14 protein-coding genes are annotated in these 12,033 nt (G+C 66.7%); 7 read left to right on the top strand and 7 right to left on the bottom strand.

All coding sequences use genetic code 11. From position 1 onward, the window contains the following. Positions 1–453 (top strand): hypothetical protein (locus FMEAI12_RS36935; RefSeq protein WP_235013571.1); only part of this gene is annotated, 453 nt, incomplete at its 5' end. A gap of 23 nt (positions 454–476) precedes the next feature. On the opposite strand, the gene FMEAI12_RS36930 is transcribed toward FMEAI12_RS36935, so the two are convergent. From FMEAI12_RS36930 to FMEAI12_RS01155, 4 genes are all read right to left on the bottom strand, one after another. After that, the gene (locus FMEAI12_RS36930) at positions 477–1,139 is read right to left on the bottom strand and encodes a hypothetical protein (protein WP_165938855.1); all 663 of its coding nucleotides are present in this window, start codon (positions 1,137–1,139) and stop codon (positions 477–479) included. A gap of 176 nt (positions 1,140–1,315) precedes the next feature. After that, entirely contained in the window at positions 1,316–2,746 is a 1,431-nt protein-coding gene (locus FMEAI12_RS01165) for an NAD(P)/FAD-dependent oxidoreductase (protein ID WP_160144221.1), read from the bottom strand. A 347-nt stretch (positions 2,747–3,093) separates the two neighbouring features. After that, a complete protein-coding gene (locus FMEAI12_RS01160; protein WP_112104669.1) occupies positions 3,094–3,834 on the bottom strand; it encodes a UbiA family prenyltransferase in 741 nt (246 codons plus the stop codon). Positions 3,835–3,863: 29 nt separating this feature from the next. Further along, complete coding sequence (locus tag FMEAI12_RS01155) at positions 3,864–4,538, bottom strand: class I SAM-dependent methyltransferase (RefSeq protein WP_160144220.1); 675 nt, start codon at positions 4,536–4,538, stop codon at positions 3,864–3,866. 424 nt (positions 4,539–4,962) lie between these two features. Here FMEAI12_RS01155 and FMEAI12_RS01150 point away from each other — a divergent pair, with 424 nt between their 5' ends. From FMEAI12_RS01150 to FMEAI12_RS01145, 3 genes are read left to right on the top strand one after another with little or no spacing between them, the layout of a single operon-like run. Beyond that, complete coding sequence (locus FMEAI12_RS01150; protein ID WP_368672043.1) at positions 4,963–5,409, top strand: DUF4277 domain-containing protein; 447 nt, start codon at positions 4,963–4,965, stop codon at positions 5,407–5,409. Next, the gene (locus FMEAI12_RS36925; protein WP_200835125.1) at positions 5,406–5,552 is read left to right on the top strand and encodes a hypothetical protein; all 147 of its coding nucleotides are present in this window, start codon (positions 5,406–5,408) and stop codon (positions 5,550–5,552) included. The genes FMEAI12_RS01150 and FMEAI12_RS36925 overlap by 4 nt, the downstream gene beginning before the upstream one ends. Positions 5,553–5,565: 13 nt before the next feature. After that, positions 5,566–7,866 carry a LuxR C-terminal-related transcriptional regulator gene (locus FMEAI12_RS01145; protein ID WP_112104667.1) on the top strand — a complete coding sequence of 767 codons (2,301 nt, stop codon included), beginning with the start codon at positions 5,566–5,568 and terminating at the stop codon, positions 7,864–7,866. 33 nt (positions 7,867–7,899) lie between these two features. Here FMEAI12_RS01145 and FMEAI12_RS01140 read toward each other — a convergent pair whose 3' ends face one another. Next, on the bottom strand, positions 7,900–8,478 hold the full coding sequence (locus FMEAI12_RS01140) for a hypothetical protein (protein WP_368672042.1): 579 nt from the start codon (positions 8,476–8,478) through the stop codon (positions 7,900–7,902). A gap of 406 nt (positions 8,479–8,884) precedes the next feature. Here FMEAI12_RS01140 and FMEAI12_RS36445 point away from each other — a divergent pair, with 406 nt between their 5' ends. Continuing rightward, positions 8,885–9,034 (top strand): hypothetical protein, encoded by a 150-nt coding sequence (locus FMEAI12_RS36445; protein WP_160144219.1) that lies wholly within the window; start codon positions 8,885–8,887, stop codon positions 9,032–9,034. A 134-nt stretch (positions 9,035–9,168) separates the two neighbouring features. On the opposite strand, the gene FMEAI12_RS01135 is transcribed toward FMEAI12_RS36445, so the two are convergent. Further along, on the bottom strand, positions 9,169–9,576 hold the full coding sequence (locus FMEAI12_RS01135; RefSeq protein WP_112104666.1) for a MerR family transcriptional regulator: 408 nt from the start codon (positions 9,574–9,576) through the stop codon (positions 9,169–9,171). Between the two features lie 49 nt (positions 9,577–9,625). Here FMEAI12_RS01135 and FMEAI12_RS01130 point away from each other — a divergent pair, with 49 nt between their 5' ends. Together FMEAI12_RS01130 and FMEAI12_RS37620 are read left to right on the top strand one after the other, a co-directional pair. Then, positions 9,626–10,510, top strand: a complete 885-nt coding sequence (locus FMEAI12_RS01130; protein WP_112104665.1) for an NAD(P)-dependent oxidoreductase — start codon at positions 9,626–9,628, stop codon at positions 10,508–10,510. A gap of 391 nt (positions 10,511–10,901) precedes the next feature. Next, positions 10,902–11,201, top strand: a complete 300-nt coding sequence (locus FMEAI12_RS37620; RefSeq protein WP_235013569.1) for a hypothetical protein — start codon at positions 10,902–10,904, stop codon at positions 11,199–11,201. A gap of 643 nt (positions 11,202–11,844) precedes the next feature. On the opposite strand, the gene FMEAI12_RS37615 is transcribed toward FMEAI12_RS37620, so the two are convergent. Beyond that, positions 11,845–12,033: hypothetical protein (locus FMEAI12_RS37615; RefSeq protein WP_235013568.1), on the bottom strand; the 189-nt coding region annotated here is incomplete at its 5' end.

Here is a 12,033-nt window from a genome sequence, read left to right as displayed (position 1 = left end):
CCACCGTCCTGGCCGCTCAACGCCGCGAACGCACCCGCGTCCGCTCCGAACGCCAACAACGCTGGGGCCGACCACGATCACACGCCGCCTGAACCGAACCAGAGAACATTCGTGGCCAGCGCACTAGCGCAGGTCGGTGAGCAGCAGCCGTTGCGGCGCGCGCACGCCCGCTACCACCTTGAGCTCGCCCAGCGATCCGATCCGCACCTGCGAAGGTCAGAACAGCTCGACTGGCTGGCCCGGCTGTCGGCGGAGCACGACAACCTGATGGCCGCGCTGCGTTGGGCGGTCCGCGACGACCGGGAGACCGCATTGCGGATGGTCGCCGCTACAGGGTCCCCCCAGTGGTTTGTAGGCATCGTGGGTTGTTGGCGCGACTTCGTCACCGACCGAGGGCGTACCAATCACCTCCAGCCGCACCGCAAATACCTTCAAGCTGTCGGCCGTCCCTGACTTCGAGGACAAGGTGGTCGACGTTATAGGTCTGTATTTTGGGCCCGCCGCGCGCCGTCTGGTGGAAGTGAACCAAAGAAGAATTTCTCCTGGACATAGGCTACGGGTGTGTCATTTCGGCACAACAACGCCTGCGTGGCGATCGCGTGGCCATCGGAAGTGTGGCCATACCCGCCGTCGTCCGAAATCGTCATTGCGAGCATCCGACGCTGGATTCCCTCCGCCTGTAGAGCCCGACCAAGAGACACGTCCGTGGCGGTGAGCGTGGCGCGCTCCCGCGCGGTCACCCGGTCGAGCAGCACGGTCGAGAATGCGAAGCCTACGCTCTCACCCTCGACATGCATCCGGATATTACGGTGCTGGACAGTTGCGTTGTCGACGCAACGAAGTAGTACCGCGAGTCCAGGCGAATGGTGTTCTCGACCGAGTGCCCTTACCGGGTACGACGAGTCCTCCTGTATCAATCGAACCGCGCGATCCATGATCTCAACGGTGATCTCCCGTCCATACCATTGCGCCAGGATCTCCGTTGCCAGCAACGCTGAATCCCGCAGTAGATCCGCCGGCCGTGGCGCGTGACGGCAACCGGCTGCCGTGTCCTGCCGGGTCTCCCGTCGGGCCGCCTCGTCATCCTCAACGGTATTGATCACCTTCTCGAGCGGGTCGACATGTACACGTTCAATCACGGGCAGCTTTCTTCCGCGGTGTCCGGCGATCTCGGAGAGCCGCCAACCCCATGGGTAGCGGCCTTGCCCGCCCCAACCGCCCAGGCCACCCGTCCGGGCGGAAGCTGGCGACGACTGCTGTATCCGACTCGCGGCAGAAGTGGACGTTCGTGTCGATCTTCCAGCTCACATCGAAGTCACTCTGCGTGACATGACGGCCCGGATCGCGTTGGCGGCATTTCGTTGCATCCGGGCTTAGCCTGGGCGAGCTCGCCCATCATTTCTCGCCGGAATGCGTGATAGTCGACTTCGATCGCGTGCCGGGGCGACGGATCGGACCGAGAATGCGCGCGCGCGACTTCGCGGCGGATGCGCGTATCGATGTCGGACGGGCGTCTCACCCGCCCGCTGATCTGCAGCGCCGCGAGGCGTGCCTGGTAGTCGGCGAGCTGCCAGATGCAGCCGATCGGCTGGAACAGGCCGATGAAGAAAAGGCTTGGTATCGTCGGATGCATCATCTTCAGATAGAGTGGCGGCGTCTTGGCCATGTCCCAGCCGGCGATCCGCTCGGACAGGAACGGGAAGCTCGTGCGAAAGCCGGTTCCCATGATGATGACGTCGAATTCTTCCTGTGTGCCGTCGGTGAAGTGGACAATGTTTCCGTCATAGCGCTCGATGCCGCGGCGCGCGACGAGCCGGCCATCGCGTAGCGCGTCGAGTACGCTGGAATTCAAGGTCGGGTGTTTCGCGAGCGGCGCTTTGGTCGGGGTCTGTAGACCGTATTCTTCCCATTTACCGATCACGAGCCGCAGCCAAAGCTTCAGTGCCGACTGGAGTAGCGGCTTTGGAATCTTGCCGTACCAGGACCCATAGAGGACGTCCATCGGCTTCCCGGACATGAGTTTCGGAATGAAGTAGGTCCCCTCGCGCATGCTGAGCGCGGCCCGCGAGGCGAGGTGGGCGACGTCGACGGAAATATCAGCGGCCGAGTTTCCTGCGCCGACCACGAGCACGCGCTGGCCGCGGAACGGCTCGGGGCGCTTGTAGGCGGAGGAGTGAACGATCTTGCCTGTGAACGTGCCCGGGTATTCAGGCACGAGCGCTTCGCGGTGGTGGCCGGAGCAGACCAGCAAGCTGTCGAAAAGTTCAACCCTTGTTTCGCCGTTCGTGATGATACGCACCGCCCATCGGCCGTCGCCGCCGAGCGTGCATTGCTCGACATACGAACCGAGGCGGATGTGCGGCTCGAGCTGAAACGCTCTCGCATATTCGGTGAAGTAGGCGAGCAGCTGCCGGTGCGAAGGAAAGTCCGGGTATTCTTCTGGCATCGGAAAATCGGCGAACGATGACATGCGCCGGGACGAGATGATGTGCGAGCACTCATAGACGCTGGCCCGATGGGGATCGTCGGTGTACGCCCAGTTGCCCCCTATGTCGCTGCTCTCGTCGTAGCAGACGACGTTGCGGAAGCCGACCTGAAGTAGGTTCTTCAGCGCGGTCAGACCGCAGGGGCCTGCGCCGATCACACAGATCCGCGTTTCGCCAGATGAATTCACGGCCTCGTGCAGGGCGCCGTCCTCAGTCAGGTTCCGCTCGCGTGCCGCCAGGATCGCGCTCGCCGTCACCATTCCACTCGACGTCTCCAGCGGACACCGGCGGCGGCAACGGCGGCAACGGCCAAAACCGTAGGTCGAACGGCAGCTCGCAAGGCGAGGCGCCGCAGCACTCGTCCGAGAAACGCCGCTCCTCCGCCGTCCACGCTGACAGAGACCCGCGGGCATTCGGGGAACATTGCGAGATACGCAGCCGTCCTTCTTGGTCCGCAGCCTGCTCCGCGGCGCCGCGGACCGCGCGACGGGCCGAGGCGACGATCTCGTTGAACCCGCGCGGACCGCGCGCGACCGGGGGAGCCCAACGTAGCGCGCGGCCAGGAGAATGTGCGCGGGGAGCGGCACGCGGCCATGGTGGTGGCCGATCAGATGCGGACGGCGACAAGGGTCGCGGCCAGCACGGCGGTCGCGAGCGAGAGGAGCCGCAGTCCGGTCTCGGCAGGAGCGGTGAGCCGCCTGGCGTCGAGCGGCTCTTTGCTCCCGTCGGCGAGCTCGAGCTCGCCGCGGACGGCGATCACCCGGCGTCGCACGTACCGCACGTGGTGCGAGAGCGCGCGCTGGGCGAGCGAGAGCAGCACCGCAAAGACCGCGGCGAGCACAGTCACGCCTCGGATGTCGCCCGCGACGGCCGCGTAGCCGCAGAGCACGGGGAAGCCTCCCCACGAGAGCCCGAACCAGAGGTCGGAATGGAAGCGTCCCCCGGCGAGCTCGAGGTTGTACGCCAGCACGAGGAAGATCCCGAGGGGGATGAGGAGCGCGAGCCAGGCCTCGAAGGTAAGCACGCCCACGAGGCCGATCGTGCAGGCGCCCACGGTCGAGACGCCGGCGAGCGCGACGAGAACCCGATCAGGGATGTTGGTGCGCAGCGGTCGCCCGTTCAGCTCGTCGAGGGCGTGCGCGCCGACACCGACGGCGAGCGCGAACGCGGCGACGACGGCACCGAGCCTGTCCCAGGCAACGACGGGCGCGAGACAGCCGCCGATGACGACGTACGACAGGTGCCACGCCGTGTAGGGGGGATGGAGCAGCGTCACGTAGTCCCGCCAGCCGCCGCGCTCGAGCGCGTACCAGGCGGGACGGGAGACCGGCTGAACCTCCCGCGTCATGACGCCTTCGGCCGCACGATCGGGAGGGCTCACGTCTTCCGTCCCCAGATGACGGCGGCGCCGCCGAGACTCAGCCGTTTCACCTCGACCCCGTGGAGTCCCGCCGCGTGCCACCACTCGAGCTGGTGCTCGAGCGGGTGGCGCTCCCAGAAGTCGCGGATCGAGCCTCCGAGGAAGTCGCCGACCTCCCGCCAGCCGTTCCGGAGAAGGCGGCCGGCGAGCGGTAGCACCGCATGGACGTAAAGATCCCACAGCGGGCGGGCGGCACCACTCGGGACGCCGAAGTCGAGCGAGGCGACGAAGCCACCCGGACGCACCACGCGCGCGAGCTCGGCCAGCGTCGCCGCGGGATCGTCGACGTAGCGAAGGAGGTACGTAACCGTGACGTGGTCGAAGTACTCGGAACCGAGCGGGAGCGCATCCGCCGAGGCATGGATCAGCTTGACCTCGTCGTCGAAGCGACGGCGCGCGACCGCGAGCATCTCGGGACTCTGATCGACTCCGGTCACCCCGAACCCCTGCCGCAGGAGTTCCGCCGCGACCAGCCCCGTCCCTGTCGCCACGTCGAGAACCTGGCCGCCGCGCGGAAGGCACGAAACGAGATAGCGGCGCCAGCGCGGGTCCTGTCCCAGCGAGAGCGTGGCGCCGACGCGGTCGTACGTCGGCCCGAGCGGTGCAAAAAGCGCGCGGGCTTGCTCTTCCACGCTCCGTCCTGACATCCGTCCAATCACACCTTTTCGATCGTCGTGTCGCTACCTGCGGGCAAACCTGCAATTTGATCGGGTCATTGACTAAAGACTGTCTACCTCGCCACCGTGCGACGCCTCGAGAAACGACTGAAAGCTGTTGCTGACCAAATGGCGCAGGACCGGACCGTCGATTTCCACCTCGCTGAACCCGACGCACGCTTGGCCAGCTGGGCGGTACGGGCGCCGACGAAACTGACCTCGACTCGTTGTACCGGTGGCTCCGCGGTCACACTCGTCAGCTTAGGCGGCACGCCGGGGCACCGACATCAATGGAATTCGTGATGAGGTAGCTACCGTGGCCGGCCCGCGACGGTGTTCCCCCGTCCTCCGCACGTTCGTCTGGTGTGCTGACTGTGCGGCTTCTTGATCATCTAATGGTGTGGCTGCTGGTGCGGGAGTGTTGGGCCTGGCACGGTTCGGAGCTGTGCAGGCCGCCGCCGTGCTGGACTACGGGCCCGAGAGCGTGGAGAAGTTCCTCGGCGCGCTGCCCGTGGTCCGTGACCTGCTGGCCCGTCTCGACCTGGTCGCGACCATCGACCGGCTCTGCCCGGTCCGCTCGGATGCCCGGGTCACCCACGGCCAGGTCATCGCGATGGTGATCGCCAACCGGTTGACCTCCCGACCCCGCTGGTCCGCATCGAGAACTGGGCGCGTAAGTGGGCGGTCAAGAAGGTCCTCGGGATCGAGCCGGACGCGCTCAACGACGACCGGGTCGGCCGGGAGCTGGAGGCGCTCGCCGAGCAGGCCGACGCCGCCGTCGGCTCGATCGGCACCGCCGCGATCGTCGCGTTCGGGATCGAGGTGTCCCAGGTCCACCGGGACATGACCAGCATCTCCCTCTACGGGGCCTACGAGCAGGGCGACGACGACTACGCCACGCCCCGGTTCGGCCACCCGAAGGACATCTTCAACCCGGCCCGTCACACCATCAAGACCCGATGTGCGGAGGACCGGGCTTCCCAGCGGTAAAGTCCTTGGCACCATGGCCAGACCCTCGCGCCGTCCAGGTAATCTGCCGGCCGAAGCGACCAGCTTCATCGGCCGCCGCCGGGAGCTCGCCGAACTCAGGAAGAAGCTCACCGAGGCCCGGCTGGTCAGCCTCATCGGGCCGGGCGGGGTCGGCAAGACCCGCCTGGCTATCCGGGCGGCGACCGACCTCGGACGGGGATTCCCCGGCGGCGCCTGGTTGGTCGAGCTCGCTGAAGTCCGGGACCCCGCACTCGTCGGCAACGCCGTCATGGCGGCGTTGGACCTGCGGGACCAGGCCGCGACCGAGCCGGTGGCCCTGCTGCTGTCATACCTGCGGGACAAGCAGCTGTTGCTGGTCGTGGACAACTGCGAGCATCTGATCGAAGCGGCCGCTCGGCTCGTGACCGAGGTCATGAGAGCCGCACCAGGCGTGCGGGTGATCGCCACCAGCCGGGAGCCGGTATCGATACCGGGTGAGCACGTGGTCCCCGTGCCGCCACTGGATCTGCCGTCGGCTCACCCGCGGGTGTCTCTCCCGCAACTGCGACAGAACGAGGCGATCATGCTGTTCGCCGAACGGGCGGCGGCTGGATCGGGCAGCTTCGAGTTGACCGCCGCGAACCAAACGGCCGTAGTCGATCTGTGCCGCCGGCTTGACGGGCTGCCGTTGGCGATCGAGCTGGCGGCGGTCCGGACCCGGGTCCTCACCGCGCAGCAGATCCTCGATCGCTTGACTGACCGGTTCGGACTGCTCACCGGTGGCGGCCGGGCCGTCTTGCCGCGTCACCAGACGCTGCGGACCACCATCGACTGGAGCCACGACCTGTTGACGGCCGGCGAGCAGATCCTGCTGAGGCGGCTATGGGTGTTCGCGGGAAGGTTCACCCTCGACGACGTCGAGTCGGTTTGCACGTCCGACGACGTGCCGGCCGCACAGGCACTGGATTTGCTGTCGTCGCTTGTCGACAAATCCCTGGTGGTGAAGGAGGACGTCAAGGACATCGCGTGTTACCGGCTACACGAGACGATGCGCGAATATGCCGACCTCAAGGCAGGAGAAGCGGGCGAGGTGGCGGCCGTCGAACTACGCTGCGCCGACTACTACCGGTCGAGGTGCCTGCGCTCGCGGGCGGACGCCCGGTACCGGATCGTCGAATGGCTCGACTGGATGGACCTGGAGATCGACAACATCCGCGCTGTCCTTCAGCGATGCGTGGCGCACCAAGACAGCGAACGCGGACTGGATCTAGCCAGCTCGATAGGGTGGTACTGGATTACCCGTGCGACCAGCGAAGGCGTCTGGTGGCTCGATGAGCTGCTCGAGGCGGGAAGTGGAAGCCCGCAGGCCCCCGCCTTGGCCCACTTCCTCCGCGGATTCCTCGCCGTACTGCAGTCCGATCCGACGGCCGCCACGCCGGCGCTGGAACGAGCGGCGGCAGCGGCTCAGGATGCAGGGCAGGTCAGCCTGCAGTCACAGTCGCTGTCCTTGGCATCCATCGCCCACCGCATGGCCGGTAATCGTGCATCGGCTAGCCGCTTGCTCGACGCGGCTCGAGCCATCACGACGCCCCTTGGCGATTATCCCGCGACGATCGCGTTGCTGCAGGCCAGAGCGCTCGACGGTCTCATCGAGGGCAATCTCGACACGGTCAGATCGGCGTCCTCAGAAGGCGCGCTTCGCAGCCGCCGAGCGGGCGACCTCTACAGTCACGAGATGATGCTTCTGAACCTCGGCCTCGCCGCTCTGATCGGCGGAGATCTCGACGAGTCAAAGCCGCTGTTCACGGAAGCGCTACGGATCGCCAGCCAGATCGATGACCGGGTGGCGCAGTACTGCCTACTCGACGCATTGGGCTGCCACGCTGCGGGTTCCGGCCAACCACGGCTCGGAGCCCGACTGCTCGGGGCGGCCGAAACCGTGCAAACGGGCGTCGGCGCAACCGTCTTGCCATACCTAGCTCCACTGTTGGCCCATGCCAAAGAATCGGCCAGAACCGCACTCGGAATACACACGTTCCAGACAGAGTTCGAGGCCGGACAACGCCTGAGCCGAGAAGACCCGATCCGCCTGGCGCTCGGCGAACCCACTCACGTTACCGCCGCGGCATCAGGCGATAACCGGACGCCACCGCTCGGGAAACGGGAAGCCGAGGTCGCACACCTGGTCGTCGACGGATTGAGTAACAAACAGATCGGAGCGCGCCTGCTCATCTCCGAACACACCGTCGACAGCCACATCCGCAACATCCTGAACAAACTTGGATTCAACTCACGCGCCCAGATCGCCGCCTGGATTGCGTCACCCAACCAGTAGCGGATGGTCGACCCCACTACATGAAACGTCCGCTCATCGGCATGAGCGGTTGTCGGCGAACGAGTTTGTACGCGGCTGGTCTCGTCCATTTTCGATCATGCTGGGGTCGGGAGGGGTTCGGGCTGCGTGACTAGAGCCAGCGTTCCGGCTCCGGTCGTCTGCATGGCTCGGAGCAAACTGGGGGCCGGCCTCGGCCCATCCGATAGGGAAGAGTGGTCCGACGGCGTCGAAGACGGCTTTGCCGTAGTGGCCGGCGATGAGGGGTTCCGCGTAGTTCAACGCGAGCGTTACCGTGTTGGAGAAGATGAGCAGACGCCGCGCCGATGGAACCACCTCCACCGGCCCGCCGTGCACGGTCAGGTGCCGCGTGCCGACCAGAAGCGCCACGACCGACAAGTCGACCGCCGACGCGACGAGGAACGCGACGTACGTCGGCACCCCCAGACGAATGCCGAGCGTCGCCACGTTCCCGAACACGAACAGGAACGTCAACCTGACGACGATCCCCACGATCATGGTGACGGTCACCAGACGGACTGCGGCGTCCGGACCTACCAGATGTGCGGAACGCACGTTCGATTCAGCCGATGATGTTGCTTGCTGGGCGCTCACTCGGCATCGCCCCTGGTCAGGAGCCTCGTGGAGACCGGGCGGATGGTGATTTCAAGGCACTGAACCAAGATTGAAGGGTTCTTATTGTGGTGCGTTAGGTCCACCAGATTTTTGATCAGGCACCCAACCTGCGCACATGCGGTTTATGACCTATCGCTTGAGGCCTGGCGTTTTGGATCGGGGCTGGTCAGGACCTCGATGGCTGGTTCGAGCCCCATCTGGACAACCAAGTTTCCGTCATGCGAACCGCCCCCTTTCGGAGGCGTTGCGGCTGCTGACTAGACCGGAAGTCGAGCCAGACAAGGTCGTGCGGACGATCGCCTTCGTCGCCGCGCTCGCCGATCTTGGTATATAGGTCGCCGAGCCCGCGGACCCTCGGCGGCGTCGGCTGGCTGTCTCGGCTGGAGTGTCCGGAGCGGCGTTCGCCGGCGGTCTGCTCACCCTCGGCGCGGTGCTGCTGCTTGGCCGGCACGCGGGTCGGATCGACCCTGCCGGCTGCTGCTGGCAGGGGTGGCGCTTGGGATACCTGTCGCAGGCCGCGACGAGCTTCCTGTAGCTGGGCGTCAACGCAACCATCTGGCGCACCTGCTCGGCATGGTCTCGGGCGCGGAGTGGCAGGCAGTCGGACTGCCCGCTGCCGTCGTCGCCGCGTGCACGATGGGCTATCCTGCGGCCGGAGATCGCCTGTGGTTATGCAGGGGCGGGCTCCAGGTCAGCTTTGTCAAAGGGTGGATAGCTCTCGCTGCCCATTCGCTCGGCCGCGTCAATGTAGGTCGCGAGCGCATCGCGGGATTGCTCGAGCCTGTCTATCTGGTCGTTCAGTCGCTGCAGCCGGGAGCGCATCGCGGCCAGCAGCTCGGGGCACCCGGGCAGCTCCGGGGCCTCTCCGACCGCGCAGGGCAGCAGGTACGCGATGTCCTCGGACGACAGACCGGCACCAAGCAGGTGCCGGATCTGATTCACCCGCAGCACGGCGTTCTCGCCGTACTCGCGGTAACCGTTCACGCCGCGGTCTGCCTCCAGCAGGCCCTGGGCCTCGTAATAGCGCAGCTGATGGGCATTGACGCCCGTCCGACGACTCAGCTCCCCGATCCGCATCGAAACCTCGCTTGACCTTCACACCGGTCTCAACGTTGACGATGCTGCCATGAACGACAGCCCCGACACACCCGTGACAGTCATCGGACTCGGACGGATGGGCCAGGCACTCGCAGGCGCGTTCCTGAAAGCCGGGAATCCCACAACCGTGTGGAACCGCACGACCTCCAAGTCCGACCAGCTGGTGGCCGAGGGCGCACGGCTCGCGCCGACGGTCGGCGACGCGCTCAAGGCAGGTTCCCTGACGGTCATCTGCGTCACCGACTACCAGGCCACGCACGAGCTGCTCGGCGCGACCGACATCGAGCTGGACGGCACAATGTTGATCAACCTGACCTCGGGCGACTCGGCCCAGGCCCGCGAAGCCGCCCGATGGGCCGAGCAGCGTGGCGCCCGCTACCTGGACGGCGCGATCATGGCCATCCCGGCGGCGATCGGGACCGCCGAGGCGGTGATTCTGCACAGCGGGCCGCGGTCGGACTTCGAGGCACACAGGCCAACACTCGGCGCGCTCGGCACCGTCACCTACCTTGGCGCGGACCACGGGCTGGCGTCCCTGTACGACGTGGCTGGCCTGGCCATGATGTGGAGCGTCCTGAACGCCTGGCTCCAGGGCACTGCCCTGCTCAGGACGGCCGGTGTCGACGCCGCGACGTACGCGCCGTTCGCCCGGCAGATCGCTGCCGGCGTGGCCGAATGGCTGCCCGGGTATGCCGAGCAGATCGACAGCGGCTCCTTCCCCGCCGAGGTGTCGGCCCTGGAGACCGACGCGCGGGCGATGGCGCACCTGATCGAGGAGAGCGAGGCGGTGGGAGTCAACGCCGAACTGCCCAGGTTGATCAAGGTGATGGCTGACCGCTCGATTGCCGCCGGACATGGTGGGGAGCAGTATCCCGTGCTGATCGAGGAGTTCGGCAAACCCGGCGACCACTGACCGATCCCGACATCGAGATCTGGCTGGCTTGGCCTTTCCGCCGATGTCAGGCGTGGCTGCCCCGGCTTCGCGGCGCTGGATTGTCAAGTCCGCCGAGCACGGCGCCGGCAGGCTGGCCAGCCCAGGCGATGATCTGTGCTGGTGTTGACGCGGGCCTGGAGTTCGAGAGGCGCGAAGGTCCAGGGCGAGTGATCGGCTCGTCGACCACCCGGGCGCGCAAGCGCAGACCGCAGTGCGGGCTGGAAGGCGAGGGTCGCCCTGGCCGACAGCAGAGCTACGGCCGGTGACGCAGGAGGCCGCCGACCTGCCAGCGTGTGGGGCTCCAGAACCCCGATTTAGGTGGTGACCTGCACGTTTGCCTGCAGGATGGGTCCTGCGTCGGGCAGGCTGGATGATCATGATGTGGTCCCTGTCCTACGCCCTGACACGCAATCCTGATGTGGATCTGTACAGGATCTTCATCCCCGACTTCACCGACGGTCGCGTGATCGTCGTTGACGTCGCGAACCGCCGGCTCATCGCCAGGCCCGAGGTGCTCCCGGCCGGCATCCCGTTCGAACTGGTCGCGCAGGGCCCGTTCATGTTCTTCAACGACCCGGACAGCTCCCGAGCGGGCGCGATCCGGCTGGGCCTCACATCCCGCGGCGCGGCGAAGGCCCACGTGCCACGGGCAAAGGCAGGCATCCTGTGACTCGGTACAACGACCGGGTCGACCTGTGACGGGCAGTGACGATTGTTGACAGGGAACGTAAAGGTGGGATCCCCGACTCGCCAGGAGGCGCAGGCGGCTCAGGAGGCGATCGAACCCTAACGCCCGGTCACCTGGTGGCACCTTCGTGACCAGATAGCAGATTTTCCCCGGTCAGGCCAGATGTTGACTTCGTCACAAAAACTCTGCAAACATCCACCTCCTATCGACCCGACCAGGTCCCCCCTCCACGGCCCGGACGGGCTGCTCGGTCCACCCCCGAGCCAGCCCGCCCCTGCCGAGAGCAGGTAGGGCCCTGATCTCGAAGGACGGGTGGATGCATGAAGCGCGCACGGAACCCACATGACGTTCAGCCGCACCAGCGGCCCGGGTTTCGCCCGGCGGGGCGGCCACCGGCAGGACGACGTCCCGCCGGGAGGCGTACAGCGAGGCGACGCGGGGGGGGGCTTAGGCTCCCTGGCGGAAGCCGCCAGGACCGCGAACCCGTTCCTCGTCGCGGGCTGTGGGGGCGACGACAGCGAGAACGTCTCGCCCCCCAGCACTGCCAGCATCAGCAGCACTACCAGCATCAACACCGCCGAAATGCCGCGGCCGCGCACGCCTGCCGAGGGCACCCCGATCCGGATCAGGCTGATCTCGGACGGCAGGAGCCCGATGTGGACAACCCGTAGATGTGCCTGCTCGACGCCGCCGCGACCACCCACGGCGAGGACATCGAGACCAGCAGGCCCGGGACGATGGCCCCGGTCATGGTGCCCGCCGCCCGCCGCCCGGCGGGCGGCGGGCGGCGGGCACCATGACCGGGGCCATCGTC

This window comes from Parafrankia sp. Ea1.12, from assembly GCF_900465275.1.
GTDB lineage: Bacteria > Actinomycetota > Actinomycetes > Frankiales > Frankiaceae > Parafrankia > Parafrankia soli.
This window is presented reverse-complemented; position numbering and strand designations above follow the sequence as displayed.